Raw genomic sequence first — 25098 nt, forward strand, 5'->3', positions numbered from 1 at the left:
ATGTTTGGCGCAGACAAGGGAACGGCCGACCGGCTGGACGGTAGGAAGCTGCACATCGGCATCGTGCAGGCCCGCTTCAACGAGAACATCACCAACACGCTGGCGGCCGCCTGCCGCGCCGAGCTGCTCCGGCTCGGCGTGCAGGAGCAGCACATCCGCCACGTGCTCGTGCCCGGCGCTCTGGAGGTGCCCCTGGCGCTGCAGGCCATGGCCGAGCGCGGCGGCTACGACGCGCTCATCGCGCTGGGCTGCATCATCCGCGGCGAGACCTACCACTTCGAGCTGGTGGCCAACGAATCGGGCGCCGGCGTCACGCGCATCGGCCTCGACTACCAGATCCCGATCGCCAACGCCATCCTGACCACCGAGAACCTGGAGCAGGCCATCGCCCGCCAGAGCGAGAAGGGCGCGGATGCCGCCCGCGTGGCCGTGGAGATGGCCAACCTGCAGGAGGAGCTGTCGTGAGCGAAGCCCCCACGCCCGGGCAACCCGCGCAGCCCAAGCGCCCGCCACGCCAGCCGCGCACCGGCCTGACCGCCACCGGCGCGCGCAAGGCGGGCTCCAAGTCGGGGCGCTCGCGCGCGCGCGAATTCGCGCTGCAGGCGCTCTACCAGCACCTGGTGGGCGGCAACGACGCCACCGCCATCGACCTGTTCACGCGCGACCTGTCGGGCTTTCACAAGGCCGACGCCGCGCACTACGACGCGCTCCTGCACGGCTGCATCGAGACGGCCCAGCACATGGACGCGCTGATCGCGCCGCTGCTCGACCGCAAGATGGCCGAGATCTCGCCCATCGAGCATGCGGTGATGTGGATCGGCGTGTACGAGTTCCAGCACTGCCCCGACGTGCCCTGGCGCGTGGTCATCAACGAGTGCATCGAGCTGGCCAAGGAGTTCGGCGGCACCGACGGCCACAAGTACGTCAACGGCATCCTCAACGGCCTGGCGCCGCAGCTGCGCGCCGCCGAGGTCGCTGCCGACAAGGCCGCGGGCAAGGCCGGCTGACCCTTCGTTTGTCTTCACGCCCGCGCGCCGCCGGCCGCGGGCAGGCTGCTTCGCCATGAAATTCTCCACCCGCGCCGAGCGCATAGAACCCTTTTACGTGATGGAAGTGGCCAAGGCCGCGCAAGGCCTGGCGCGCGAGGTGGCCGGCACGCGCGAGCCCATGATCTTCCTGAACATCGGCGAGCCCGACTTCACCGCGCCGCCGCTGGTACGGCAGGCCGCCGACCGCGCCGTGCGGGACGGCCTCACGCAATACACCAACGCCCTGGGCCTGGACGAGCTGCGCGAGCGCATCAGCGGCTGGTATGCGACGCGCTTCGGCGTGAATGTGCCGGCGCGGCGCATCGTGGTCACGGCGGGCGCCTCGGCCGCGCTGCAGCTCGCGTGCCTGGCGCTCATCGACGCGGGCGACGAGATCCTGATGCCCGACCCGAGCTACCCCTGCAACCGCCACTTCGTGAGCGCGGCCGACGGCCGGGCGGTGCTCGTCCCGACCACGGCCGGGGAGCGCTTCCAGCTCAGCGCCGCCAAGGTCGAGGCCGCCTGGGGCGCACGCACGCGCGGCGTGCTGCTGGCCTCGCCCTCCAACCCTACGGGCACCTCCATCGCGCCCGATGAGCTGCGCCGCATCCAGGCGGCGGTGCGCGCGCGCGGCGGCATCACGATCATCGACGAGATCTACCTGGGCCTGTCCTACGAAGAGGCGTTCGGCCACACGGCCCTGGCCCTGGGCGAGGACGTCATCAGCATCAACAGCTTCAGCAAGTACTTCAACATGACGGGCTGGCGCCTGGGCTGGATGGTGGTGCCCGAAGCCATGGTGCCCGTGGTCGAGCGCCTGGCGCAGAACCTGTTCATCTGCGCATCCACCGTCTCGCAGCACGCGGCCCTGGCCTGCTTCGAGCCGGACAGCATCGCCGAATACGAGCGCCGCCGCGCCGAGTTCAAGGCGCGGCGCGACTTCTTCATCCCGGCGCTGGACCGGCTCGGGCTGACCGTGCCCGTGCCGCCCGACGGCGCCTTCTACGCCTGGGCCGACTGCGGCGAGGCCGCGCAAAGGCTCGGCGTGCAGGGCAGCTGGGACTTCGCCTTCGAGCTCATGCGCCGCGCCCACCTGGCGATCACGCCGGGGCGCGACTTCGGCACGGCGGACACCGCGCGCTTCGTGCGCTTCTCCACGGCCAACTCCATGGCGCAGCTGCAGGAAGCGGTGGCGCGCATGCAGGCCCTGATCGGCTGAGTGCGATGTTCGAGTGGCCCGTGCGCATCTACTGGGAGGACACGGATGCCGGCGGCATCGTGTTCTACGCCAACTACCTCAAGTTCTTCGAGCGCGCGCGCACCGAATGGCTGCGCTCGCTGGACCTGGGGCAGCAGCGCCTGCGGGAACTCACGGGCGGCATGTTTGTCGTAACCGACGCACGCCTGCGCTACCTGCGCCCCGCACGCCTGGACGACGAACTGATTGTTACCGCCAGGCTCCAGGAATGCGGCCGTGCTTCGCTCACAATCGAGCAGCAGGCGCTCTTGAAACCAGAGCAGATGAACCCCGGATCCCCTCCCGCGCTGCTGTGCGAAGGCAGCATCCGCATCGGCTGGGTGGAGGCCGCCACCCTGCGCCCGGCGCGCATCCCGGGCCCTCTTTTGGAACGACTCTCCTCATCATGAATTCCCAAGACATGTCGATACTGAGCCTGGTGCTCAATGCCAGCTGGGTCGTGCAGCTGGTCATGCTGCTGTTGCTGGCCGTCTCCGTGGCCAGCTGGGCCGCCATCTTCCGCAAGCTGTTCGCCCTGAAGCGCGTGAAGGCGCTCAACGAAGACTTCGAACGCGACTTCTGGTCGGGCACCAGCCTGAACGAGCTGTTCGCGGCCGCCGCGCACAACGCCAAGAGCGCCGGCCCCATGGAGCGCATCTTCGCCAGCGGCATGCGCGAATACCAGAAGCTGCGCGAGCGCCGCATCCAGGACCCCGGCACGCTGCTCGACGGTGCGCGCCGCGCCATGCGCGCGAGCTTCCAGCGCGAGATGGACGTGATCGAGTCCAGCCTCTCCTTCCTCGGCTCGGTCGCCTCGGTCAGCCCCTACGTGGGCCTGTTCGGCACCGTGTGGGGCATCATGCACGCCTTCACGGGCTTCGCGGGCATGGAGCAGGTCACGCTGGCCACCGTGGCGCCGGGCATCGCCGAAGCGCTGGTGGCCACGGCCATCGGCCTGTTCGCCGCCATTCCGGCCGTGATCGCCTACAACCGCTTCGCGCGCGACATCGACCGCGTGGCCATCCACCAGGAGACCTTCATCGAGGAGTTCTCCAACATCCTGCAGCGCAACCTGGGCGCCCAGCCCGGCTCGCCTTCGGGGCACTGAAAGGGAGGCACGGCATGCCCGCAATGGCCTCGCGCAGCGGCACGCGCCGCCGCTCCATGAACGAGATCAACATGGTGCCGTTCATCGACGTGATGCTGGTGCTGCTCATCATCTTCATGGTGACCGCGCCCATGCTCACGCCCAGCTCGGTGAACCTGCCCTCCGTGGGCAAGGGCACCAAGATGCCCAAGACGCGCGCCGACGTCATCGTGGACAAGGATGGCGGCATACGCTTCAAGGCCGACGGCAACGAGCGCACCGTGCCGCTGCAGAACCTGGGCAGCACGGCCAGGAACTGGCTCAAGGACCAGCCCGAGGACACGCCCGTGCTCATCAGCGCGGACAAGAACGTCTCCTACGACTCCGTCATGAAGGCCATGTCGGCCCTGCAGGCCGCGGGCATTCCCCGCGTCGCCCTGGCCGTCAAGAGCGGCGGCTGACCACAAGGAGCCCCCACCCGCATGCACGCCACCAACGACCGCGACCAGTTCGCCCCACCGCGCCCGCCCGGGCGCATGCGGGCCATCGCGCTGGCGGTGCTGGCCCACGCCATCCTGATCGGCGCGCTGACCTGGGGCGTGAACTGGAAGAGCAGCGCCGATCAGCCGGCCGTGGAGGCCGAGCTCTGGGCCGCCGTGCCCCAGCAGGCCGCGCCGCGCGCGGCCGAGCCCCCTCCTGCCCCCGAACCCGAGCCCCAGCCGCAGCCCACACCGGCTCCTCCGCCGCCGCCTCCTCCGCCACCGCCGCGCCAGGCCGAGCCCGACACGCGCGAGGCCGACATCGCCCTGCAAAAGCAGAAAAAACGCGAGGAAGAGCTGAAGAAAAAGCGCGAGCAGCAGCTGGAGCAGGAAAAGAAGGACAAGGAGCGCCGCGAGCGCCTGGAGCAGGAGAAAAAGGAACGCCAGCTGGCCCAGCAGAAGGCCGAGCGCGAGAAGCGGCTTGCCGAGGAGAAGCGGCTGGAGCAGCAAAAGGCCGAGCAGGAAAAGCAGAAGAAACTGGCCGAGGAGAAACGCAAGGCCGAACTCGAAGCCAAGCGGGCCGAGGAATTCCGCAAGGACCAGATGCGCCGCATCGCGGGCCTGGCCGGCGCCACGGGCGGCGAGACGGCCACGGGCACCGCGCAGCGCAGCGCCGGCCCCTCGGGCGGCTACGCCGGCAAGGTGGCGGCCAAGGTCAGGCCCAACATCGTCTATCCCGATCTGGTGGAAGGCAACCCGCGCGCCGAGGTCGAGGTGCGCGCCGCGCCCGACGGCACCATCGTCGGCACGCGCATCCTGCACTCCAGCGGCAACAAGGCCTGGGACGACGCCGTGGTCCGCGCGCTGCAGCGCACCGAGACCCTGCCGCGCGACGTGGACGGGCGCGTGCCCTCTTCGCTGGTGATCGGGTTCCGCCCGAAGGACTGAGCTAGCAAAAAAAGAGCTGCCAGCGCTTGCCCTACCTGTATTTCAGGCCACTTCGTGCCTGAAATGAAGGAGGGACAAGCGCTGGCAGCTATGTTTTTTGAAGAACCGTCAGGAGCGCTGCTCGATCATGCGGTTGATGCGCAGCGCCGCCAGGGTGCATGCCACGCCCGACAGCAGGTACAGCGTCACGGCCCCCAGGCCGAAGCGGGCCGACAGCCCCAGCGCCACCAGCGGCGCGAAGGCCGCGCCGATGAGCCAGGCCAGGTCGGCCGACAGCGCCGCGCCCGTGTAGCGGTAGCGGGCGGAGAAGTTGGCCGTGACGGTGCCCGAGGCCTGGCCATAGGACAGCCCCAGCAGCACGAAGCCCGCCAGCAGGAACACATTGCCGCCGAGCTCGCCCCCGCCCAGCAGCCAGGGCGTGGCCAGGCTGAACAGGCCGATGAGCACCGCCATGGCGCCCAGCAGGCTGCGCCGCCCCACGCGGTCGGCCAGCCGGCCCGAGAGCGCGACGGCCGCCACCGCCAGCAGGGCCCCCACGACCTGCACGCACAGCACCTCGGCCATGGAGCGGCCCGAGTACAGCGACATCCACGACAGCGGGAACACCGTCACCACGTGGAACAGCGCGAAGCTGGCCAGCGCGGCGAAGGCGCCCAGCACCACGTTGCCGCCTTCGTCGCGCATCAGGCGCGCCACGCCCACGGGCTCCAGCTCCTTTTCCTCCAGCAGCTCGGCATAGGACTGCCCCACCACCAGCCGCAGGCGCGCGAACAGCGCCACCACGTTGATGGCGAAGGCCACGCAGAACGGATAGCGCCAGCCCCAGTCCAGGAACTCGGCCAGCGACAGGCTGCCGTACAGGTAGGCGAACAGGCTGGCCGCCAGCACGAAGCCCAGCGGCGCGCCCAGCTGGCCCAGCATGGCGTACCAGCCGCGGCGCTCGGGCGGCGCCGCCATGGCCAGCAGCGACGGCAGCCCGTCCCAGGAACCGCCCAGGGCCAGGCCCTGGCCGAAGCGCAGCGCGACCAGGGCCGCGATGGCCGCCGCGCCCGCCGTCCGGTAGCCGGGCAGGAAGGCCATGCCCACGGTGCATACGCCCAGCACGAACAGCGCCAGCGTGAGCTTGGTGCCCCGCCCCCAGCGCCGCTGCACGGCCATGGAGATGGCGGTGCCGAACGGCCGCGCGACGAAGGCCACGGCAAAGATGGCGAAGGCGGCCAGGGTGCCGTCCAGGCGCGACAGGAAGGGGAACAGCAGCGACGGAAAGACCAGCACGCAGGCGATGCCGAAGACGAAGAAGTCGAAATACTCCGAGGCGCGCCCGATGACCACGCCCACGGCGATCTCGCCGGGGGTGACGTCCTCGTCCGTATGGGCGCGCGACAGGGAGGCCGCATCCTCGTGGCCGTAAACGGGGTATGCGATGGAAGCGCTAGTCATATTCTCCCCAGCTCCTTTTTGTTAGACACGACACCGTTCTACACGCAAGTCCATTGGTCAACAAGTGCGCTTTCACCAGGGCCATAGCCGGGAAAACCCCTAATTCAGATCGGGTATCGCGCAGCGCCCGACACGCCCAAAAACCATGCCTGGCGCGCCATTGAAGCCCATTGTTTGACCCTGGACAAAATGTCTCACTGCAAAAAGCGCTAGCCGCATTACATTTGCACCCGTTCTGTAATTCGCGTTTACCCCTACGGCGTGCATCTCGCCGGGCTCGGTGGTGGGCGCATTCGTCACGTTCCTCGCATGCTCCACATGAAGAAACTCCGCGGGCCGGCCCGGCTCGCCGCGGCCGTCGCCGCTGCCGGCCTGGCCGGCTGCAGCAAGACCGTCGTGCTCAACCCGGCGGGCGACATTGCCGCCCAGCAGGGCAACCTGGTCATCACCGCCACCCTGCTGATGCTCAGCATCATCGTGCCGGTGATCCTGCTGACGCTGCTGTTCGCCTGGAAATACCGCCAGGGCAACGCCGGCGCCGACTACGACCCCGACTGGCACCACTCCACGGTTCTGGAGCTGGTGATCTGGACCGTTCCGCTGATGATCATCATCGCGCTGGGCGCCCTGACCTGGATCGCCACCCACAAGCTCGACCCCTACCGGCCGCTGGACCGCATCGACGCCCAGCGCGCCCTGGCCGCGGACACCCGGCCCCTGGAGGTGCAGGTGGTGGCCATGGACTGGAAGTGGCTCTTCTTCTATCCCGAGCAGGGCATCGCCACGGTGAACGAGCTGGCCGCGCCGGTGGACCGGCCGATCACGTTCAAGCTCACCGCCACCTCGACCATGAATGCGTTCTACGTGCCCGACCTGGCCGGCATGATCTACGCCATGCCCGGCATGCAGACCGAGCTGAACGCCGTGATCAACAAGCCCGGCGTGTTCCCGGGCCTGGCCTCGCACTACAGCGGCAAGGGCTTCTCGGGCATGACGTTCAAGTTCCACGGCCTGTCGGACGCCGAGTTCGCCCAGTGGGTGGACAAGGCCAAGGCCGGGGGCAAGCCGCTGGACAAGGCCGCCTACCTGCAACTGGCCAAGCCCAGCGAGCGCGATCCCGTGCAGCGCTTCTCCAGCGTGGAGCCGGGCCTGTACCACCGGGTGCTGAACCGCTGCGTGGAAGACGGCCAGCCGTGCATGCACGAGACCATGGCCATGGACGCGCGCCGCGGCGCGCCCGCCCCCAAGGCCGCCGGCCCCGCCCATCACGAGGCGGCCGGCCACCACCACCAGTGAATCTGACGAGCCAAGAGATCCGATATGCCTGAACACACTACCCCGGCCCACTGGCTGCTGGGCCGCATCACCTGGGACTCGATCCCCATGGCGCACGAGCCCATCGTGCTCTGGACCTTCATCGCCGTGGTGCTGGGCGGCCTCGCCGTGGCCGCCGCCCTCTTCAAGTTCCGCCTGTGGGGCCCGCTGTGGCGCGACTGGTTCTGCAGCATCGACCACAAGAGGATCGGCATCATGTACATGGTGCTGGGCCTGGTCATGTTCCTGCGTGGTTTCGCCGACGCGGCGATGATGCGCCTGCAGCAGTCCATGGCCTTCGGCGAGAACATGGGCTACCTGCCGCCGCACCACTACGACCAGATCTTCACGGCCCACGGCGTGATCATGATCTTCTTCGTGGCCATGCCCTTCGTCACGGGCCTGATGAACTACCTCGTGCCGCTGCAGATCGGCGCGCGCGACGTGTCCTTCCCGTTCCTGAACAACTTCAGCTTCTGGATGACCACCGGCGGCGCCGTGCTGGTCATGCTGTCGCTGTTCCTGGGCGAGTTCTCCACCTCGGGCTGGCTGGCCCTGTCCAACCTGGGCGCGCAGGACCCGGGCGTGGGGCTGGACTACTACATCTGGGGGCTGCAGGTGGCGGGCGTGGGCACCACGCTGTCGGGCATCAACCTGATCGTGACCATCATCAAGATGCGCGCGCCGGGCATGCAGCTCATGAAGATGCCCGTGTTCAGCTGGACCGCCCTGTGCACCAATGCGCTCATCGTGGCCACCTTCCCCATCCTGACGGCCGCGCTGGTGCTGATGTCGCTGGACCGCTACGCCGGCACCAACTTCTTCACGAACGACCTGGGCGGCAACTCCATGCTGTACGTGAACCTGATCTGGATCTGGGGCCACCCCGAGGTCTACATCCTCGTGCTGCCCGCGTTCGGCGTGTTCTCCGAGGTGGTGGCCACGTTCAGCCGGAAGCGCCTGTTCGGCTACACCTCCATGGTCTACGCCACGGTGTGCATCACGGTGCTGTCGTACCTGGTGTGGCTGCACCACTTCTTCACCATGGGCTCGGGCGCCACGGTGAACACCTTCTTCGGCATCACGACGATGATCATCTCGATCCCGACGGGCGCCAAGATCTTCAACTGGCTGTTCACCATGTACAAGGGCCGCATCCGCTTCACCGTGCCCATGCTGTGGACGGTGGGCTTCATGTGCACCTTCGCCATCGGCGGCATGACCGGCGTGCTGCTGGCCGTGCCCCCGGCCGACTTCGTGCTGCACAACAGCCTGTTCCTGATCGCGCACTTCCACAACGTCATCATCGGCGGCGTGGTGTTCGCCGTGTTCGCCGGCATCAACTACTGGTACCCCAAGGCCTTCGGCTACAGGCTCGACGAGTTCTGGGGCAAGTGCTCGTTCTGGTTCTGGCTCGTGGGCTTCTGGGTGGCGTTCACGCCGCTGTACATCCTGGGGCTGATGGGCGCGACACGCCGCGTGAACCACTTCGAGGACCCGTCGCTGCAGATCTGGTTCGTCATCGCCGCCTGCGGCGCCGCGCTGATCGCGCTGGGCATCGCCAGCTTCCTGGTCCAGCTCGTGGTCAGCTACCTGCGCCGCGAGCAGCTGCGCGACGTGACGGGCGACCCCTGGGACGCGCGCACGCTGGAGTGGGCCACCTCCTCGCCCCCACCGCAGTACAACTTCGCCTTCACCCCCGTGGCGCACGAGATCGACGCCTGGTGGGACATGAAGAAGCACGGCTACCGGCGCCCGCTGGCGGGCTTCCAGCCCATCCACATGCCCGCCAACACCGGCGCCGGCGTGGTCATCGCAGGCCTGTCCACGCTGTTCGGCTTCGCCATGATCTGGCACATGTGGCCGCTGGCCATCGCCTCGTTCGCCGCCACCGTGCTGGCCTCGATCATCCACACCTTCAACTACCAGCGCGACTACCACATCCCCGCCGCCGAAGTGGCGGCCACGGAAGAAGCGCGCACCCAGCAGCTTGCCGCAGCCCATGTCTGATACGCACACCCTCACCCCCGGCGCCGCGCTGGCGCCGCGCGAGTACCACCTCGCGCACGAGCCCCATCCCGAGAACGGCACCTCGCTGGGCTTCTGGCTCTACCTGATGAGCGACTGCCTCATCTTCGCCGTGCTGTTCGCCACCTACGGCGTGCTGGGCCGCAGCTATGCCGGCGGCCCCACGGGCGCCGAGCTGTTCGATCTGAAGCTGGTGGCCATCAACACCGCCTTCCTGCTGCTGTCGTCCATCACCTTCGGCTTCGCCATGCTGAGCAAGCAACAGCGCAACGTGCAGAGCACGCTGGCCTGGCTGGCCGTCACGGGCCTGCTCGGGCTGGCGTTCCTGGCCGTGGAGCTGTACGAGTTCGCGCACCTGCTCCACGAGGGCGCGGGCCCGCAGCGCAGCGCCTTCCTGTCGTCGTTCTTCACGCTGGTGGGCACGCACGGCCTGCACGTGACCTTCGGCTCGATCTGGCTCGTCACGCTGATGCTCCAGATCGGCAAACACGGCCTGATCCCCGAGAACACCCGCCGCCTGAACTGCCTGTCCATGTTCTGGCACTTCCTGGACGTGGTCTGGATCGGCGTCTTCACCTTTGTGTACCTGATGGGGGTGCTTTGAAATGAGCGCACACGAACTTCACGCCGGCCATGGCGAGCATGGCCACGACGACATCCACGTCACCAAGGGCGACTACGTCAAGGGCTTCGTCCTGGCCGTGATCCTGACCGCCATCCCCTTCTGGCTGGTGATGAGCGGCGCCATCCAGGACCGCACCACGGGCGTGCTGGTGCTGGGCCTGTTCGCGGCGGTGCAGATCGTCGTGCACATGGTCTACTTCCTGCACATGAACGGCAAGATCCAGGGCGGCTGGACCATGCTGTCCACGCTCTTCACCGTGGTGTTCCTGGCCGTGACCATCGCCGGCACGCTGTGGGTCATGTTCCACATGAACGCGGCCATGATGCCCTCGCACCCCTGAAATGAAACGACCAAGCCCCCTGAGCGACTTCGTCGCTTCCCCCTTCTCTCACGCCACGCGTGGGAAGGGGGACGCCGCCCGTGCGGCGGGGCGGCCCTTGCACGGCTGCCCTCGCCTGGGGTGCGCCAGTTTCATGGGGCGCGGGCCGTGCAATGCGCGGTGAAAAGCTGAAATAAACGGAGACCAGGCATGCAGGCGCGCTCCAGGCTGACGATGGCGCTGTTCGCCCTGGCGGGCATCGCCCTGTGCCTGGTGTTCACCGCGCTGGGCGCCTGGCAGCTGGAGCGGCGCGGCTGGAAGCTGGCGCTGATCGAGCGTGTGGAACAGCGCCTGCACGCCGCCCCCGCCCCCCTGCCCGCGCGCGCCGACTGGCCGCGCGTGGACGCCGCCGGTTACGAATACCTGCCCGTGCAGGCCCAGGGCCGCTGGCTGGCCGGCAAGACGGTGCTGACCCAGGCCGCCACGGAGCTGGGCGCGGGCTTCTGGGTGCTCACGGCGCTGCAGCTCGATTCGGGCGGCCAGGTGCTGGTCAACCGCGGCTTCATCCCCCAGGCGCAGCGCGCCGCCTGGGCCGCGGGCACGGCCGACCCGATGGCCCGGGGCAGCGGGCCGGTGCAGGTGCAGGGCCTGCTGCGCATGACCGAGCCCGGCGGCGGCTTCCTGCGCCACAACGATCCGGCGCGGCAGCGCTGGCATTCGCGCGACGTGGCCGCCATCGCCCAGGCCCAGGGCCTGCCGGACGCCGCCCCCTTCTTCATCGACGCCGGCATTCCCGACGCGCGCGCGCAGGCCGGCGCGGCCATCGCCAGCCCCGGCGCGGGCCCCTGGCCCAGGCCCGGCATGACGGTGGTGCGCTTTCACAACAGCCACCTCGCCTACGCCATCACCTGGTTCGGCCTGGCGGCCATGGCCGCCGCGGCGGCGGTCTTCGTGGCGCGCCACGAGCGGCGGCCGCCTGCCGCCGCGCACGCCCCATGACGCCCGGCGCCGATGCCGCCATGCCCTCGGCCGATGCCGCGGCGGGGCTGAAGAACCTGCACCAGCTGATACAGCTGCGCTGGATCGCCGTCATAGGCCAGATCTTCACCATCGAGGTCGCGCACTACGGCCTGGGACTGCTCCTGCCGCTGCGCGAGATGCTCATGGTGGTCGGGTGCCTGGCGCTGTACAACGTGGTCAGCCTCCTGCGCTGGCGCACCGGGCGCGGCGTGCGCAACGTGGAGCTGTTCCTGGCCCTGCTGGTGGACGTGGCCGCGCTCACCGTGCAGCTGTACCTGAGCGGCGGCGCCGGCAACCCCTTCGCCCCGCTGTTCCTGCTGCAGATCGCGTTGGGCGCGGTCCTGCTGCACAGCGGCTACATCTGGGCCATGGTGTGCATCACCGCGCTGTGCCTGGCGCTGCTGGCGCGCTACCGCGTGCCCCTGCCGCTGGCGCCCGACTTCGCGCGCGGGCTGGACAGCCCCTATGTGCTGGGCCTGCTGGTGTGCTTCGTGCTGAACGCGGCGCTGGTGGTGATCTTCATCAGCCGCATCCACCGCAACCTGCGCCAGCGCGACGCGCGCCTGGCCGCCGCGCGCCAGCGCGCCGCCGAGCAGGAGCACGTGCTGCGCATGGGCCTGCTGGCCTCGGGCGCGGCGCATGAGCTGGGCACGCCGCTGTCCACCATGGCCGTGATCCTGGGCGACTGGCGCCGCGACCCCGCATTGGCCGGCAACGCCGCGCTGCAGCAGGACGTGGCCGAGATGCAGGTGCAGCTGCAGCGCTGCAAGGCCATCGTCAGCGGCATCCTGCTGTCGGCCGGCGAGGCGCGCGCCGAAGCCTCGGCACAGACCACGGTGCGCCAGTTCCTCGACGCGCTGGCGCGCGAATGGCGCGCCACGCGGGCCGTGGACCGCTTCGACTACGACAACCGCTTCGGCCAGGACGGCCCCATGGTGTCCGACGTCACGCTGCAGCAAATGGTTTTCAACGTGCTGGACAACGCGCGCGACGCATCGCCCCACTGGGTCGGCCTGGCGGCCGAGCGCGACCGGGACACGCTGCGCATCACCGTCTCGGACGACGGCCCCGGCTTCGCGCCCGCCATGCTCGCGCGGCTGGGCACGCCCTACCAGTCCAGCAAGGGGCATCCCGGCGGCGGGCTGGGGCTGTTCCTGTCGCTGAACGTGGCGCGCACGCTGGGCGGCAGCGTGCACGCCGAGAACCGCGCGCAAGGTGGCGCACAGGTCACCATCACGCTGCCCCTGGCCGCGATCGCGCTGCAGGGCACCGGGCGCGAGACAATATCCTGATGGACATGGACACCGAACGCCTGCTGCTGCTCGTGGAGGACGACGAGGCCTTTGCCCGCACGCTGGCGCGCTCCTTCGAGCGGCGCGGCTACCGCGTGCTGCAGGCCGACGGCCTGGCGCGCGTGGCGCAACTGCTGGCCGAACATTCGCCCGGCTACGCCGTGGTGGACCTCAAGCTCAAGGGCGAGGCCACCGGCCTGGCCTGCGTGCGCCAGCTGCGCGCACACGACGCGGGCATGCTCATCGTCGTGCTCACGGGCTACGCCAGCATCGCCACGGCCGTGGAGGCCGTGAAGCTCGGCGCCTGCCACTACCTGGCCAAGCCCTCGAACACCGACGACATCGAGGCCGCCTTCGGCCTCACCGAGGGCAATGCCGACGTGGAGCTCACCAACCGCTGCAGCTCCATCAAGACGCTGGAATGGGAGCGCATCCACGAGGTGCTTGCCGAAACCGGCTTCAACATCACCGAGGCCGCGCGGCGCCTGGGGCTGCACCGGCGCACGCTCACGCGCAAGTTGGACAAGCGGCAGGTCCACTGATTTTCAAGGAAAAACAGGCTTTTCCGCTTACCGAAAAAGCGCTTTTAGCTATTGAATCAGAAGCAAATCACACGACGGCCATTACCCGTGCGGCCCGCCACGCCATGGCGCATCGGCGAAAATCGCGCCCCATGACCCTGAAAAACCCCGAACTGCTGCTGCCCGCCGGCTCGCTCGACAAGATGCGCGCGGCCTACGACTTCGGCGCCGACGCCGTCTATGCCGGCCAGCCGCGCTACTCCTTGCGCGCGCGCAACAACGAGTTCCGCCTGGAGCAGATCGCCCAGGGCATCCAGGAAGCACACCAGCGCGGCAAGAAGTTCTTCGTCACCAGCAACCTCATCGCGCACAACGACAAGGTGCGCACCTACCTGCGCGACATCGAGCCCGTGATCGCGTGCAAGCCCGATGCCTTCATCATGGCCGACCCCGGCCTCATCATGATGGTCAAGGAAAAGTGGCCCGAGACCGAAATCCACCTCTCGGTGCAGGCCAACACCACCAACTGGGCCACAGTGAAGTTCTGGCAGAAGGCGGGCGTGTCGCGCATCATCCTGTCGCGCGAGCTGTCCATGGACGAGATCGAGAAGATCCGCCAGGAATGCCCGGACATGGAGATCGAGGTCTTCGTGCACGGTGCGCTGTGCATCGCCTACTCGGGCCGCTGCCTGCTCAGCGGCTACTTCAACCACCGCGACCCGAACCAGGGCACCTGCACCAACGCCTGCCGCTGGGAATACAAGACGCACGACGCGGCCGTGGACCCCAACACCGGCGAGGCCCTGGCCGCCGGCATGGACAAGGGCTTCAGCTTCGACAAGGCCCGCGAGGAGGCCGACGCGCAGTTCGCCTCCACCTGCGGCAGCGGTCAGCGGCATCCGAAGGCTGACCAAGTCTACCTGATCGAGGAAATCGGCCGCCCCGGCGAGATGATGCCGATCATGGAGGACGAGCACGGCACCTACATCATGAACAGCAAGGACCTGCGCGCCGTGGAGCACGTGGAGCGGCTCGTGAGGATCGGCGTCGATTCGCTCAAGATCGAGGGCCGCACCAAGAGCCTGTACTACGTGGCGCGCACCGCGCAGGTCTACCGCCGCGCCATCGACGACGCCGTGGCCGGCCGCCCGTTCAACCCGCACCTCATCACCGAGCTGGAGGGCCTGGCCAACCGCGGCTACACCGGCGGCCTGCTGGAGCGCCGCCCGGCCAACGACTACCAGAACTACGAAACCGGCAACAGCGTGCTGCAGCGCGCCCACTTCGTCGGCGAGGTGCGCGGCTGGGAGGGTGGCCTGGCCGAGGTAGAGACGAAGAACCGCTTCGCCGTTGGCGACACCCTGGAGATCATCCATCCCCAGGGCAACCGCCAGATCCTGCTGGAGAAGATGTTCAACCTCGACGGCGAGCCCGTGCAGGTCGCCCAGGGCAGCCCGGTGCGCGTACGCATTCCGCTCGAAGGCCCGGTCGAGGGGGCGCTGATCGCCCGCCTGCTCTAGTTGGCAGCCCGGGCCGCCTGCCGGCCGCCGCGCTCAGCAACTTCTGCACTGGCGAAGGGCACGCCCACCCGCAGGAGGGCGCCAGGGCAGCAGGATCAGCACTCCGGGTTCAGGCCAACGGCCTCAGCATCTCGAACATCTCGCCGATCGATGTGTAGTCGCCCCGGTAGCCCGCGCGCAGCACGGGCTGCGCCGCCCGCAGGTCGAACAATCCTTCGCGCAGGTACTCGCGGCGGATCAGCACCCCGACGACCTGGCCCAGTGCAATCCAGTTGCCTGTCGACTGGCCGTCCAAGCCACGCAGGCGAATCACCTGCAACAGCCGGCACTCCAGAGCGGCGGGCGATTCCTGCACGTGCGGCACGCGCACGTTCAGCCCCGACGCCGGCGTGAGGCCCGCCAGGGCGAATTCATCGACCTCGGGCGCGACCGGCGCGGAAGTGCGGTTCATCGCCTCGGCCAAGGGCCGGCTGGCCAGGTTCCAGGTGAACTCGCCCGTTTCCTCGATGTTGCGAATGGTGTCCTTGTAGCCCTCGCTCGAGAAGCCAATGATCTTCGGGTGGGCTGAGAACGCCCCGAAGAAACTGTAGGGCGCAAGGTTGACTTGGCCCTGCGCGCTGCGGCTGGCAATCCAGCCGATCACGCGCGGCGCCACGATGGCCTTGAACGGATCGTGTGCAAGCCCATGCGGGCCCTGCGGGTCATAAAAGTGCACTGCGTCGGTCATGGTCGCGCTCCTTCAACTGTTGCCGGCGACCATAACCCGAAGCTTTGCTGTCCGTGCAGAAGCCGGCTCCGCTTCGCGTTCCGCCCCGGCGGCTGCCATGGCGCCGGGCACCCTGCCCCTGTCCATTCCATTGTTCAACGCACTGCACACCACATCGATCTCCATCACAACCATTTCGTTGAATTTATCCTCTATTTGGTTTATTATTTCAATCAATTAAGCAATGGATCATTCGATGAAAACCCTTGTCACCGAGCTTCTGGGAATCGAACACCCCATCATCCAGGCGGGCATGAGCTGGGCATCATCCAATGCGGCGCTGCCCGCCGCAGTGTCCAACGCCGGCGGCCTAGGCATGGTCGCGGCCGGTCCGATGTACGTGGATGACTTCTGCGCCGTGCTCGACCAGATGAGCGAGCAGACCGACCGGCCCTATGCCGTCAACATTCCGCTGTACCGGCCGCAGGCGCAGGAGATCCTGGACGCTATGCATGCGCGCCGGGTGCCGGTCGTGGTCGCCTCCCAGGGCGGCCCAAGGGCGCATATGGCCCGTTTCCGAGACTACGGCGCCAGATGGATCCAGGTGGTCTCGACGCTGGAGCACGCGCTCAAGGCCGAGGACGCCGGCGTCGATGCGATCGTGGTGGTCGGCATGGAGGCCGGCGGCCACCCGCCAGCCCACGGCGTGAGCACGCTGGTCACGGTGCGCCAGGTGCTGCGCCAGGTGTCCATTCCCGTGATCGCCGGCGGCGGCGCGGCCGACGGCTGGGGTATCGCCGCCTTGCTGGTCCTGGGGGCCGAGGCGGTGCAGCTGGGCACGCGCTTTTTAATGACGCAGGAAGCCTCGGTGCACCCCGCCTACAAGCAAGCTGTGCTGCAGGCCGGCGCGGCCGATGCGGTGCTGGTCGGCCAGCGCAGCCTGCCGGTGCGCATGCTGGACAACGACTTCGCGGCACGCATCTTCGCGGCCGAACAGACCCATCTGCCGCAGGAAGAATACGAGGCGCTGTTCAAGCAGAGCACGCTGCGCCAGGCAGCGCTGGACGGCGACATCGTCTGGGGCAAGGTCGAGGCGGGCCAGACGGCCGGCCTGATCGACGACATCCTGCCCGCACGCGAACTGATGCGCCAGCTCGTCGAGGAGCTGGCCCGGGCGTGCACGCGCATGCAGGACATGCGCGCCCCCGCCCTTGCCCGCCAGGCCGCGCTGGCCCTCTGATTCCCCATCGAACACCGAAAGACCACCATGACCCTGTTGACCGACAACCGCGGCGCCGTGCTCGTGCTGACGCTGAACCGCCCGGACAAGCACAACGCACTGAACACCGCACTCACCCAAGGCCTGCTCGACGCCCTGCGCCAGGCCGAGGCTAACGAGTCGGTGCACGCCGTCGTGCTGACGGGCGCCGGCAAGTCGTTCTGCGCCGGCGCTGACACGACCGAGTTCTCCGCCCTGGTGCCCGAGGACCCCGGCGCGGTCATGCGGCGTGCCGACCTCACCACCGCGCTGCACCTGGTGTTCTCGCAGATGTCCAAGCCGGTGGTCTCGGCCGTGCGCGGCAACGCGCTGGGCGGCGGCGCGGGGCTGGCGATCGCCTGCGACCTAGTCGTGATGGCGGACAACGTGCGCTTCGGCTACCCCGAACTCAAGCACGGCATCGTCGCCGCCGTGGTGCTGGCCAACCTGGTGCGCCAGGTGGGTCGCAAGCAGGCCTTCGAACTCGTGTCCATGGCCGATCCGATCGACGGCGCGCGCGCCCTCGCCCTGGGCCTGGCCAACCGCGTCGTGCCCGACGGCGAGGTGCTGGACACTGCCCTGCAGATGGCCGAGCGCCTTGCGGGCTGGAGCCCCGTCGCGATGGCCACTACCAAGCGCACCTTCCACCGCGCCGCCGATCTGGCGCTGGCGCAGGCCCTGGACGTCGGCCGCGACGCGAACGTGATGATGCGGGGCTTTCGCAAAAGCGCATCCGGCACGCAGGGAGAGCGCTGATGCGTCCGCTCGAAGGCATCACAATCCTCGACCTGTCGCGGGTGCTGGCCTGCCCGTTCGCCACGCAGATCCTGGCCGAGCTCGGCGCCACCGTCATCAAGGTCGAGCAGCCCGGCAGTGGCGACGAGACCCGCAGCTACGAGCCCGTCGTGCACGGCAGCGAGGGCGACGTCTCGGCCTACTACTTGGCGTTCAACCGCAGCAAGCGCTCCGTCACGGTGAACCTGCGCTCTCCCGAAGGCCAGGAGGTGGTGCGCGGGCTGGCCGCGTCGGCCGACGTGCTGCTGGAGAACTTCCCGGTCGGCACACTCAAGAAGTACGACCTCGACTACGAGAGTCTGTCGGCGCTGTATCCGCGCCTGGTGTACGTCTCGTGCACCGGCTTCGGCATGACGGGCCCCTACGCCTTCCGTAAGGGCTACGACACCATCTTCCAGGCCATGGGCGGGCTGATGAGCCTGACCGGCGAACGCGGCGGCGGCCCGGTCAAGCCAGGGCTGCCCATGGGCGACCTGACCTCCGGGCTGTGGGTGGCGATCGGCATTCTGTCCACTCTGCTGGGCCGCCAGAAGACCGATGCCGGCTGCCACGTGGACTTTTCCATGCTTGACGGCCAGGTGGGCCTTCTGTCGCTGGCGGCGGCGCGCTGGTTCACGCTGGGAGAGGTGCCGCCCCGCATGGGCACCGAGCACCCGGGTCGCATTCCGTCGGCCGCCTTCGTCTGCAGCGATGGCAAGTGGGTGCAGATCACGGGCGCCGACCAGCACTGGGCGCCGCTGTGCAACCTGCTGGGGCTGGAGGCCTGGGCCACCGATACCGGCCTGGTGCGCAACGCCGACCGCGTCGCGCGCCGCGAGGAGGTCATGGCGGGCCTGTCGCGCGCCGTCGGCCAGCTCACGCGCGATGAGGTCTGCCGCCGCTGCGACGCGGTGGGCGTTCCCGCCGGCCCCATCCTGAACGTGGACGAAGTGCTGTCCGACCCGCACGTCACCGCGCGCGGCATGGTCAAGCAGTACGAGCACCCCCTCATCGGCAGCTTCAGCGGCCTGCGCATTCCCTTCCGCTTCCAGGGCTTCGACGACCCCGCCATGGGCCGGCCACCGCTGCTGGGCGAACACACCACAGCCGTCCTGCAGGAGCGGCTGGGGCTGACAGAAGAGCGGATCGCTCAGCTGCAGGCCCAAGGCGCCATCTGAACCCCCCTACTTTTTCCAAGGAGACAGAGATGAACCCGATCAAGACCCAGGCCCTGCGCACGCTGTGGGCCGTCACGCTGGCCGCCCTGCCGTTGGCCGCGGGCGCACAGGCCTTCCCCAGCAAGCCCATCGTCCTCATCAACCCCTATGCGGTCGGCGGCCCGGCCGACCAACTCGCGCGCGTGCTGGCCAAGGGTATGGGCGACCAGCTCGGCCAGCCGGTCGTCGTCGAAAGCAAGGCGGGCGGCGGCGCGGCGATCGGCGCGGCCTTCGTCGCCAAGGCGCCGGCCGACGGCTACACCCTGCTGCTGGGAACCTCCGCGGCGCACGTCGTCACACCCACGGCCACCAAGGTGACCTACGACGGTATCAAGGACTTCGACTTCCTGGGCATCGTCGCCAACGTGCCCAACGTGCTCACGGTGCACCCGAGCGTCGAGGCCAAAACGCTGCCCGAGTTCATCGCGCTCGCCAAGGGCCAGCCGGGCAAGCTCAACTACGCCTCGGCCGGAATGGGCAGCTCGCCGCACATCGGCATGGAACTGTTCAAATACAAAACCGGCACCTCCTTGCTACACATCCCCTACCGCGGCGCGGCGCCCGCGACCACCGACATGGTGGCCGGCACCGTACCCGTGGGGCTGCTGAATGTCTCGAGCGTTCAGGGCTTTATCAAGTCCAACCGCCTGCGCGCGCTGGCCTATGGCGGCAGCAAGCGCTCGGCCGGACTGCCCGACGTTCCCACCTTTGCCGAAGCCGGCCTGCCCAACCTGGTCACCGGCAGCTGGTACAGCCTGGCAGCCCCCGCAGGCACGCCGGCCCCGGTCCTGGACCAGCTGACCAAGGCCCTCGTCAAGACGCAGGCCAGCCCCGAATTCGTGAGCGCGGCCGCGCAGCAAAATGCCGAGATCTATCACCTCACTCCTGCACAGACCGTCGACTTCGTGCGCGACGACGCCAAGACCGTGCAGGAGCTCGTCAAGGCCATGGGCATGAAGCTCACGGACTGAGCCAAGCCCATGGAACACGCGATGAACTACGACACCCTCACCCTGCACGTCGCCGACCACGTGGCGACGCTGACACTCAACCGTCCCGACAGCCGCAACGCCCTGAACCTGCAGATGTGCCGCGAGATCACGCACGCCTGTGAGCGCATGAGCGCAGACCCCGACATCCACGTCCTGCTGGTCAAGGCCCAGGGCAGCGTGTTCTGCGCCGGCGCCGACCTCAAGGAGCGCAAGGATATGTCCACCGCGGATCTGGTGGCGCGGCGCGTGGAAGGCTTCACGGCCTACGCCGCGATCGAGGCCCTGCCCATTCCGGTCATCGCCGTCGTGCAAGGTGCGGCCTATGGGTCCGGCGGCGAGATCGCCGCCGCCTGCGACTTCATCCTGGCCAGCACGCAGGCCGCGTTCAAGTACCCCGAAGTGGGCTGGGGCACAGTCGGCGCCACGCAGCGGCTACCGCGCATCGTCGGCCCCCGCATGGCCAAGGAGCTTCTGTTCACCGGGCGCGTGGTGGACTCCGAAGAAGCCCGGGCCCTGGGGCTGGTCAACCACGTGTATGCACCCGAAGCGCTGGACGCCGAGGCCCAGGCCATGGCCGAGGCCATCGCCCGCAATCGGCCCCTGACCGTGCGCCTGACCAAGCACAGCGTCGATACGGGACTGGAAGCCACGCGCCAGGGTGCGATGGCCGTCGAACTGCTGGCCATTCAGGAAAACCTGCGCCACAGCGACTGGAAAAGCGCGATCGCCACGTTCGGCGGCGCCAAGACGGAGGCGCAGCAACATGCGGCCTGAACTCGAACCCGCCACGGCAGCCGCCGTGCTCGCCCGCACAGTGGCTGCCTGTGGCGAGCAGGAGGCTTATGTCGGCCCCGGCGAACGCCTGGCCTGGAAGCAGATGGCCGAAGGCGCGCGCCGTACGGCCGCAGCCCTACATGCGGCGGGTGTGCGTAAAGGCGATCACGTCGGCCTGATGCTGGGCAACAGCGGCACCTGGATCCAGACCTTCCTGGGAATCGCAAGCATCGGCGCCGTCACGGTTCCGGTCAACACACGCTTTAAGGCCGACGAACTGCGCTTTTGCCTACGGCAGGCCGACGTGCGGCTGCTGATCTTCTCGGACGAGTTCCTGGGCATCGACTTTCGCGCGCTGCTGCAGGGCGCCGAGCCCGCGTTCGCCACCGCCCTGCCCGGCACCGAGCTACCCGAGCTGCGCCATGCCGTGATGCTCGGCCAGAGAGCGCTGCCCGCAGGTTGCCAGTCGTACACCAACTTCCTGCGGGCCGGCAAAGCCGTGCCCGCGCAGGCGCTTGACGCCCTCGCCCTCGCCGTCCAGGCCGACGACGTGCTGCTAATCCAGTTCACCTCGGGCACGACCTCCTTCCCCAAGGGCGTGATGCTGAGCCACGCCAACATGCTGCTGGACGCGCAGGCCGCAGCCAGGCGCATGGGAGTGCGTGCCGATGACCGCTACTTCAGCATCCGGCCGTTCTTCCACGTCGCCGGCAGCACTCTGTCCATCCTTGTCAGCCTCTCGACCGGCTGCTGTCTCCTGTCGCTGCCCAAGTTCGACGTCACTGAGAACCTGGCCATCCTCGACCAGGAGCGCTGCACGCTGATTTCGGGCAACGACACCATCTTCCTCATGCTGATGGGCCACCCCGACTTCGACCCCGACCGCCTGCACCTGCGCGGCGGCTGGGCGGCCGCGGGCCCCGAGGTGATGGAGCAGATCCATCGACGCATGCGCGTGCCCGGTCTGTGCAACGCCTATAGGCAGTCCGAGGCCGCGCCGAACGTGCTGCTCTCCGCCCACGACGATCCGCTGGAGTTGCGCATCCAGGGCTTCGGCCTACCCCACCCTGGCGTCGAAGTGCGCCTGGCCGACCCCGCTACCGACGAACCCTGCGGCCCGGCCCAGTCTGGCGAGATCCAGGTGCGCGGCTGGAACGTGATGCGCGGCTACTACAAGATGCCGGAGGCCACGGCCAAGGCGTTCAGCCGCGACGGCTGGCTCAAGACCGGCGACCTGGGCGAGATGAATGCCGAGGGCCGCGTGCGCATGCTGAGCCGCCTCAAGGACATGTACCGCGTCGGCGGCGAGAACGTGGCCCCGTCGGAGGTCGAGGAAGTGCTGCACGCCCACCCGGCGGTGCGCCAGGCCCAGGTCATCGGCGTGCCCGACGCCCGCCTGGGCGAGGTGACCGGCGCCTTCGTCCTGCTCAAGGAAGGCCAGGCAGCCAGCCGCGAGGAACTGATTGACTGGTGCAGGGCCCGCGCCGCGAACTTCAAGGTGCCGCGCTACCTGGAGATCGTCGATACCTTCGAAAACATCGGCATGACCGGCAGCTCCAAGGTGCAAAAGAACAAGCTGCGCGAGCACGCCCTGCGGTTGTGGGGACTGGAGCGCACGGAGGCTGCCGCATGACGAGCACAGCCGCCAGGACACCCCTGCCCGCCGATCGCGACGTGGTGCTGTGCGAATGCTTTGCACGCGACGGTCTGCAGCATGAGACCGTGATGCTGACGAGCGCACAGAAGGTCGCGCTGATCGAGCGTTTCGCCAGCATCGGCTTTCTGCGCGTGGAGGCCACCTCGTACTCCAACCCCAAGGTCATCCCGCAGTTCGGCGACGCCTCCGAGGTGCTGCGCGCTCTGCTGCGCAGGCCCGGCATTTACTACAAGGCGACCTGCGCCAACGTGCGTGCCGTCGAGCGCGCGCTCGCCGATCAGGCCGCGGGCTTCGGTGCCAACGAGGTGAGCCTGCTGGTCAGCGCCACCAACACGCATTCGATGAAGAACCTGGCGCGCTCGCGCGAAGACCAGTGGGTCAACATCGCCGCCATGGTGGCCGCGGCGAACGGGCGCTTTCGGCTGATCGGCACCATCTCGATGGCGTTCGGCTGCCCGTTCGAGGGACAGGTCGATCCCGACGAAGTGATGCGCGATGCGGCCCGCTTCGCAGCCCTGGGCGTGCGGCACGTCGCGCTGGGCGATACCACGGGAGTGGCGACGCCGCAGACCACGCGCGCTCTGTTTGGCCGCATGCTGCAGGAACTACCCGAGGTCGAGGCCATCGCGCATTTCCACGACACGCGGGGCACGGGCCTGGTGAACTACGTCGCGGCGCTCGAGGCCGGTGTGCGCTACTTCGACTGCGCATTCGGCGGCGTGGGGGGCCACCCGGTCAAGGTCAGGTACGGGGGCGGGCACACCGGCAACGTCGCGACCGAAGACCTGGTAGACCTGTTCGAGGCGATGGGCGTGCGCACCGGCATCGACCACGCCGCGCTGCTGGATGTCGCCCAGGCCTGCGAGGAGGCGCTGGGCCGCGAGCTTCAGGGCCGCGTCACGCGCAGCGGCCTCAATCCGCTGTACCTGGCGTCCCAGGCTGCCAGCGCATGAGCAACGGCGGCAGCACGGCCAGCGCGCCCGGCGCGCTGGCCGAGGTGGCGCCTTTCGCCGCGTGGATGGGGATCGAGGAAGTCTCCAGTCAAGCCGGCGAAGTCTGCCTGCAGCTCGCGCAGCGCCCGGAGCTGAACAACCGGCGCGGCGTGGTCCACGGCGGCGTGGTTGCCACCCTGGTGGACAGTGCCATGGCGCGCGCCGCACGCACGTTGGGCAAGGGCGTGGAACTGCACGGCACCACCGACCTACACGTGCAGTTCCTGCAGCCGGTCGCCGGCCGGCTCACCGCCACGGCGCGGGTTGAGTCGGCGGGGCGCACGCTTGCCTTCTGCCGGGCCGAGGTGCGCGACGAGACCGGGCAGCCGGTCGCCTGCGCCATGGCCACCCTGCGCCTGCGCCGGCCGCGCTGAGCCCCTGAGGCATGCCCCCCGACCTCTAAAATCGTGGATGGAATCCACCCTGGGAACGCACTTAGCATGAGCATTGCGAAGAAAAGCGCACCGGCACCGCGCGTCATGAGCGACCTTCTGTCAGCGCGCCTGCACGCGCTGGCCAACCTGTCGGCCGCGACGACCACGCTGCGTGTGGAACGCAAATTCGGCCTGAGTCTGCTGGAATGGCGCTCGCTGGGCCAGTTGGGTGGCTTCGCCCCGCTGTCCCTGAAGGAGCTGGCCGCGCGCGCGGGCCTGGACAAGAGCTATGCGAGCCGCACGGTGTCGAGCCTCATTGACCGCGGCCTAGTGGCCAGCGAGCGTAACGATGCCGACGGCCGCGGCGTGATGCTCAGCCTGACGGCCCAGGGCCAGGAACTGTACGAGCGGGCATTCCAGGACGCCGTGGCGCGCAACGAGAAGCTGCTCGCCCCACTGCGCGCAGAACAGCGCCTGCTGCTCATCGAGATGCTGAGCGCGCTCACCGTCAGCGCCCGGCAGGCGCTGCACGACGAGCGCAGCGCCGCCGACACCAACGAGCTCCCCGAAGAGCCACCGCCGGCCCTCAAGAAGAAGGCCGGCAAGGCGCCTGCCGCAGGCAGCAGCCCCGACCTCATCGAGATGCGCTACCTGGTTTCTCGGCTCAGCGAACTGCTGAAAAGCCACTGATCGCCCGAGCCCCGATCGTCCAGGGCCCGAGAACCTTTGCCTAGAGCGTGAACGCGCCCACGGCCTGCCGCACCAGGGCGGCGTTGTGCTGCGTGGCACCATCCATGTGGGCAACGGCCTGGTTGACGTGGGCGATGCCCTCGCTCTGCTCGCCCAAAGCATGAGAGATCTCCCCCAGCAGGCCGCTGGCCGAGCGCGCGCGCGGCGTTCTGGCACACCGTGGCGATGAGCTGCTCCATGCTGGCCACGCCCACCTGCTCCTCGGTGCGGCGTGACAGATCGCCGCTGCCTGAATCGATCTCGCCGGCGGACACGCCGATGGCGTCGGCCGATTGCTTGATGCGCCCGACCAGCTCGGTCAATGTGTCCTCCATGGTGCCCAGCGCGCTCAGCAGGCGGCCGAAGTCACCCTGCAGCTCGGTGCTGAGCTCCTGGCCCAGGTCGCCCGCGGCCACGGTCTCGGCGATCAGAATGGCCTGGGCCAGCAGCTGCACGATACCGCGGCGCAGCGACAGCTGGAACAGCAGCGCCACCGCCGTGCACCCCAGCCCCAGACCCAGGCGGTGGCCGCTTCAGCCTCGCCCGCCGGCTGCGGCAGCCCCCACAGAGCCGCCCCCCATGAGCGCCCACACCGCCAGCGATCTGAACGCCAGCGCGAGGCGCACTCCAATCGTCATTCTGAAGTTGCCCCGGTTTGACGGACACCTTACGCTGTAAAGCAAGGAGTTCGAGATGGGCAAGACAAGGCTGCCGTATCCGGCGGAGTTCCGAGAGCAGATGGTGGAGTTGGTGCGAGTCGGCAGGAC

At 68.6% G+C, this 25098-nt stretch carries 26 protein-coding genes and 1 pseudogene; 24 read left to right on the forward strand and 3 right to left on the reverse strand.

The annotated features are described in order from the left end of the window. Genes ribH through tolA form a run of 7 tightly spaced genes read left to right on the forward strand, consistent with a single transcriptional unit; the run spans position 1 to position 4779 of the window. Complete coding sequence (gene ribH, locus ACX12L_RS20330; RefSeq protein ID WP_459264255.1) at positions 1 to 465, forward strand: 6,7-dimethyl-8-ribityllumazine synthase; 465 nt, start codon at positions 1 to 3, stop codon at positions 463 to 465. Beyond that, positions 462 to 1007 carry a transcription antitermination factor NusB gene (nusB, locus tag ACX12L_RS20335; protein ID WP_459264256.1) on the forward strand — a complete coding sequence of 182 codons (546 nt, stop codon included), beginning with the start codon at positions 462 to 464 and terminating at the stop codon, positions 1005 to 1007. The genes ribH and nusB overlap by 4 nt, the downstream gene beginning before the upstream one ends. 55 nt (positions 1008 to 1062) lie before the next feature. After that, the gene (locus ACX12L_RS20340) at positions 1063 to 2247 is read left to right on the forward strand and encodes a pyridoxal phosphate-dependent aminotransferase (RefSeq protein WP_459264257.1); all 1185 of its coding nucleotides are present in this window, start codon (positions 1063 to 1065) and stop codon (positions 2245 to 2247) included. Between the two features lie 5 nt (positions 2248 to 2252). Next, a complete protein-coding gene (locus ACX12L_RS20345) occupies positions 2253 to 2675 on the forward strand; it encodes a YbgC/FadM family acyl-CoA thioesterase (protein WP_094436430.1) in 423 nt (140 codons plus the stop codon). Beyond that, a complete protein-coding gene (gene tolQ, locus ACX12L_RS20350) occupies positions 2672 to 3373 on the forward strand; it encodes a protein TolQ (RefSeq protein WP_459264258.1) in 702 nt (233 codons plus the stop codon). Before ACX12L_RS20345 ends, tolQ begins: the two co-directional genes overlap by 4 nt. Before the next feature lie 14 nt (positions 3374 to 3387). Next, on the forward strand, positions 3388 to 3813 hold the full coding sequence (locus ACX12L_RS20355; RefSeq protein WP_013722120.1) for an ExbD/TolR family protein: 426 nt from the start codon (positions 3388 to 3390) through the stop codon (positions 3811 to 3813). A gap of 21 nt (positions 3814 to 3834) precedes the next feature. Continuing rightward, entirely contained in the window at positions 3835 to 4779 is a 945-nt protein-coding gene (tolA, locus tag ACX12L_RS20360; protein ID WP_459264259.1) for a cell envelope integrity protein TolA, read from the forward strand. A 108-nt stretch (positions 4780 to 4887) separates the two neighbouring features. Here the strand turns inward: tolA and ACX12L_RS20365 are convergent, their stop codons facing one another. Further along, the gene (locus ACX12L_RS20365; RefSeq protein ID WP_459264260.1) at positions 4888 to 6219 is read right to left on the reverse strand and encodes an MFS transporter; all 1332 of its coding nucleotides are present in this window, start codon (positions 6217 to 6219) and stop codon (positions 4888 to 4890) included. Positions 6220 to 6528: 309 nt separating this feature from the next. Between ACX12L_RS20365 and cyoA the strand changes: the two genes are divergently transcribed. From cyoA to trhP, 8 genes are all read left to right on the forward strand, one after another. Further along, on the forward strand, positions 6529 to 7515 hold the full coding sequence (gene cyoA / locus ACX12L_RS20370; protein WP_459264261.1) for a ubiquinol oxidase subunit II: 987 nt from the start codon (positions 6529 to 6531) through the stop codon (positions 7513 to 7515). A gap of 24 nt (positions 7516 to 7539) precedes the next feature. Beyond that, positions 7540 to 9543 (forward strand): cytochrome o ubiquinol oxidase subunit I, encoded by a 2004-nt coding sequence (gene cyoB / locus ACX12L_RS20375; protein WP_459264262.1) that lies wholly within the window; start codon positions 7540 to 7542, stop codon positions 9541 to 9543. After that, positions 9536 to 10165 (forward strand): cytochrome o ubiquinol oxidase subunit III, encoded by a 630-nt coding sequence (gene cyoC, locus ACX12L_RS20380; RefSeq protein WP_459264263.1) that lies wholly within the window; start codon positions 9536 to 9538, stop codon positions 10163 to 10165. The genes cyoB and cyoC overlap by 8 nt, the downstream gene beginning before the upstream one ends. Before the next feature lies 1 nt (position 10166). After that, a complete protein-coding gene (gene cyoD / locus ACX12L_RS20385; protein WP_459264264.1) occupies positions 10167 to 10526 on the forward strand; it encodes a cytochrome o ubiquinol oxidase subunit IV in 360 nt (119 codons plus the stop codon). Between the two features lie 189 nt (positions 10527 to 10715). After that, a complete protein-coding gene (locus ACX12L_RS20390; RefSeq protein WP_459264265.1) occupies positions 10716 to 11504 on the forward strand; it encodes an SURF1 family protein in 789 nt (262 codons plus the stop codon). Then, positions 11501 to 12817, forward strand: coding sequence for an ATP-binding protein (locus ACX12L_RS20395; RefSeq protein WP_459264266.1), 1317 nt, complete (start codon positions 11501 to 11503; stop codon positions 12815 to 12817). Before ACX12L_RS20390 ends, ACX12L_RS20395 begins: the two co-directional genes overlap by 4 nt. 5 nt (positions 12818 to 12822) lie before the next feature. Then, on the forward strand, positions 12823 to 13359 hold the full coding sequence (locus ACX12L_RS20400; protein WP_459264279.1) for a response regulator transcription factor: 537 nt from the start codon (positions 12823 to 12825) through the stop codon (positions 13357 to 13359). 131 nt (positions 13360 to 13490) lie between these two features. Further along, positions 13491 to 14858 (forward strand): prephenate-dependent tRNA uridine(34) hydroxylase TrhP, encoded by a 1368-nt coding sequence (trhP, locus tag ACX12L_RS20405; protein ID WP_459264267.1) that lies wholly within the window; start codon positions 13491 to 13493, stop codon positions 14856 to 14858. A 109-nt stretch (positions 14859 to 14967) separates the two neighbouring features. Here trhP and ACX12L_RS20410 read toward each other — a convergent pair whose 3' ends face one another. Beyond that, positions 14968 to 15585, reverse strand: coding sequence for a flavin reductase family protein (locus ACX12L_RS20410; protein WP_459264268.1), 618 nt, complete (start codon positions 15583 to 15585; stop codon positions 14968 to 14970). Between the two features lie 235 nt (positions 15586 to 15820). On the opposite strand from ACX12L_RS20410, the gene ACX12L_RS20415 reads away from it, so the two are divergent. The 9 genes from ACX12L_RS20415 (at position 15821) to ACX12L_RS20455 (ending at position 24292) form a co-directional block, all read left to right on the forward strand. Continuing rightward, positions 15821 to 16804: an NAD(P)H-dependent flavin oxidoreductase gene (locus ACX12L_RS20415; protein WP_459264269.1), complete on the forward strand. Its 984-nt coding sequence runs from the start codon at positions 15821 to 15823 to the stop codon at positions 16802 to 16804. A gap of 27 nt (positions 16805 to 16831) precedes the next feature. Further along, entirely contained in the window at positions 16832 to 17578 is a 747-nt protein-coding gene (locus ACX12L_RS20420; RefSeq protein WP_459264270.1) for an enoyl-CoA hydratase/isomerase family protein, read from the forward strand. Continuing rightward, entirely contained in the window at positions 17578 to 18774 is a 1197-nt protein-coding gene (locus ACX12L_RS20425) for a CaiB/BaiF CoA transferase family protein (RefSeq protein ID WP_459264271.1), read from the forward strand. Before ACX12L_RS20420 ends, ACX12L_RS20425 begins: the two co-directional genes overlap by 1 nt. A gap of 29 nt (positions 18775 to 18803) precedes the next feature. Continuing rightward, positions 18804 to 19784 (forward strand): Bug family tripartite tricarboxylate transporter substrate binding protein, encoded by a 981-nt coding sequence (locus ACX12L_RS20430; RefSeq protein ID WP_459264272.1) that lies wholly within the window; start codon positions 18804 to 18806, stop codon positions 19782 to 19784. Between the two features lie 21 nt (positions 19785 to 19805). Further along, the gene (locus ACX12L_RS20435) at positions 19806 to 20579 is read left to right on the forward strand and encodes an enoyl-CoA hydratase/isomerase family protein (protein WP_459264273.1); all 774 of its coding nucleotides are present in this window, start codon (positions 19806 to 19808) and stop codon (positions 20577 to 20579) included. After that, positions 20569 to 22212 carry an AMP-binding protein gene (locus ACX12L_RS20440; RefSeq protein ID WP_459264274.1) on the forward strand — a complete coding sequence of 548 codons (1644 nt, stop codon included), beginning with the start codon at positions 20569 to 20571 and terminating at the stop codon, positions 22210 to 22212. The genes ACX12L_RS20435 and ACX12L_RS20440 overlap by 11 nt, the downstream gene beginning before the upstream one ends. Next, positions 22209 to 23189 (forward strand): hydroxymethylglutaryl-CoA lyase, encoded by a 981-nt coding sequence (locus ACX12L_RS20445; RefSeq protein WP_459264275.1) that lies wholly within the window; start codon positions 22209 to 22211, stop codon positions 23187 to 23189. Before ACX12L_RS20440 ends, ACX12L_RS20445 begins: the two co-directional genes overlap by 4 nt. Continuing rightward, positions 23186 to 23602 (forward strand): PaaI family thioesterase, encoded by a 417-nt coding sequence (locus ACX12L_RS20450; protein WP_459264276.1) that lies wholly within the window; start codon positions 23186 to 23188, stop codon positions 23600 to 23602. Before ACX12L_RS20445 ends, ACX12L_RS20450 begins: the two co-directional genes overlap by 4 nt. Before the next feature lie 105 nt (positions 23603 to 23707). Continuing rightward, on the forward strand, positions 23708 to 24292 hold the full coding sequence (locus tag ACX12L_RS20455; protein ID WP_459264277.1) for a MarR family winged helix-turn-helix transcriptional regulator: 585 nt from the start codon (positions 23708 to 23710) through the stop codon (positions 24290 to 24292). A gap of 171 nt (positions 24293 to 24463) precedes the next feature. Here the strand turns inward: ACX12L_RS20455 and ACX12L_RS20460 are convergent. Further along, positions 24464 to 24813, reverse strand: a pseudogene (locus tag ACX12L_RS20460) (methyl-accepting chemotaxis protein); the annotation flags it as partial. Positions 24814 to 25098: the final 285 nt, after the last annotated feature.

It is taken from the genome of Alicycliphilus sp. T452 (genome assembly GCF_054512775.1).

Excerpts from the sequence above, each read along its gene's own strand:
- ribH (WP_459264255.1), top strand. The coding sequence starts at position 1 with ATGTTTGGCGCAGACAAGGGAACGGCCGACCGGCTGGACGGTAGGAAG.
- ACX12L_RS20340 (WP_459264257.1), top strand. The coding sequence starts at position 1,063 with ATGAAATTCTCCACCCGCGCCGAGCGCATAGAACCCTTTTACGTGATG.
- ACX12L_RS20345 (WP_094436430.1), top strand. The coding sequence starts at position 2,253 with ATGTTCGAGTGGCCCGTGCGCATCTACTGGGAGGACACGGATGCCGGC.
- tolQ (WP_459264258.1), top strand. The coding sequence starts at position 2,672 with ATGAATTCCCAAGACATGTCGATACTGAGCCTGGTGCTCAATGCCAGC.
- ACX12L_RS20355 (WP_013722120.1), top strand. The coding sequence starts at position 3,388 with ATGCCCGCAATGGCCTCGCGCAGCGGCACGCGCCGCCGCTCCATGAAC.
- tolA (WP_459264259.1), top strand. The coding sequence starts at position 3,835 with ATGCACGCCACCAACGACCGCGACCAGTTCGCCCCACCGCGCCCGCCC.
- ACX12L_RS20365 (WP_459264260.1), bottom strand. The coding sequence starts at position 6,219 with ATGACTAGCGCTTCCATCGCATACCCCGTTTACGGCCACGAGGATGCG.
- cyoA (WP_459264261.1), top strand. The coding sequence starts at position 6,529 with ATGCTCCACATGAAGAAACTCCGCGGGCCGGCCCGGCTCGCCGCGGCC.
- cyoB (WP_459264262.1), top strand. The coding sequence starts at position 7,540 with ATGCCTGAACACACTACCCCGGCCCACTGGCTGCTGGGCCGCATCACC.
- cyoC (WP_459264263.1), top strand. The coding sequence starts at position 9,536 with ATGTCTGATACGCACACCCTCACCCCCGGCGCCGCGCTGGCGCCGCGC.
- cyoD (WP_459264264.1), top strand. The coding sequence starts at position 10,167 with ATGAGCGCACACGAACTTCACGCCGGCCATGGCGAGCATGGCCACGAC.
- ACX12L_RS20390 (WP_459264265.1), top strand. The coding sequence starts at position 10,716 with ATGCAGGCGCGCTCCAGGCTGACGATGGCGCTGTTCGCCCTGGCGGGC.
- ACX12L_RS20395 (WP_459264266.1), top strand. The coding sequence starts at position 11,501 with ATGACGCCCGGCGCCGATGCCGCCATGCCCTCGGCCGATGCCGCGGCG.
- ACX12L_RS20400 (WP_459264279.1), top strand. The coding sequence starts at position 12,823 with ATGGACACCGAACGCCTGCTGCTGCTCGTGGAGGACGACGAGGCCTTT.
- trhP (WP_459264267.1), top strand. The coding sequence starts at position 13,491 with ATGACCCTGAAAAACCCCGAACTGCTGCTGCCCGCCGGCTCGCTCGAC.
- ACX12L_RS20410 (WP_459264268.1), bottom strand. The coding sequence starts at position 15,585 with ATGACCGACGCAGTGCACTTTTATGACCCGCAGGGCCCGCATGGGCTT.
- ACX12L_RS20415 (WP_459264269.1), top strand. The coding sequence starts at position 15,821 with ATGAAAACCCTTGTCACCGAGCTTCTGGGAATCGAACACCCCATCATC.
- ACX12L_RS20420 (WP_459264270.1), top strand. The coding sequence starts at position 16,832 with ATGACCCTGTTGACCGACAACCGCGGCGCCGTGCTCGTGCTGACGCTG.
- ACX12L_RS20425 (WP_459264271.1), top strand. The coding sequence starts at position 17,578 with ATGCGTCCGCTCGAAGGCATCACAATCCTCGACCTGTCGCGGGTGCTG.
- ACX12L_RS20430 (WP_459264272.1), top strand. The coding sequence starts at position 18,804 with ATGAACCCGATCAAGACCCAGGCCCTGCGCACGCTGTGGGCCGTCACG.
- ACX12L_RS20435 (WP_459264273.1), top strand. The coding sequence starts at position 19,806 with ATGAACTACGACACCCTCACCCTGCACGTCGCCGACCACGTGGCGACG.
- ACX12L_RS20440 (WP_459264274.1), top strand. The coding sequence starts at position 20,569 with ATGCGGCCTGAACTCGAACCCGCCACGGCAGCCGCCGTGCTCGCCCGC.
- ACX12L_RS20445 (WP_459264275.1), top strand. The coding sequence starts at position 22,209 with ATGACGAGCACAGCCGCCAGGACACCCCTGCCCGCCGATCGCGACGTG.
- ACX12L_RS20450 (WP_459264276.1), top strand. The coding sequence starts at position 23,186 with ATGAGCAACGGCGGCAGCACGGCCAGCGCGCCCGGCGCGCTGGCCGAG.
- ACX12L_RS20455 (WP_459264277.1), top strand. The coding sequence starts at position 23,708 with ATGAGCGACCTTCTGTCAGCGCGCCTGCACGCGCTGGCCAACCTGTCG.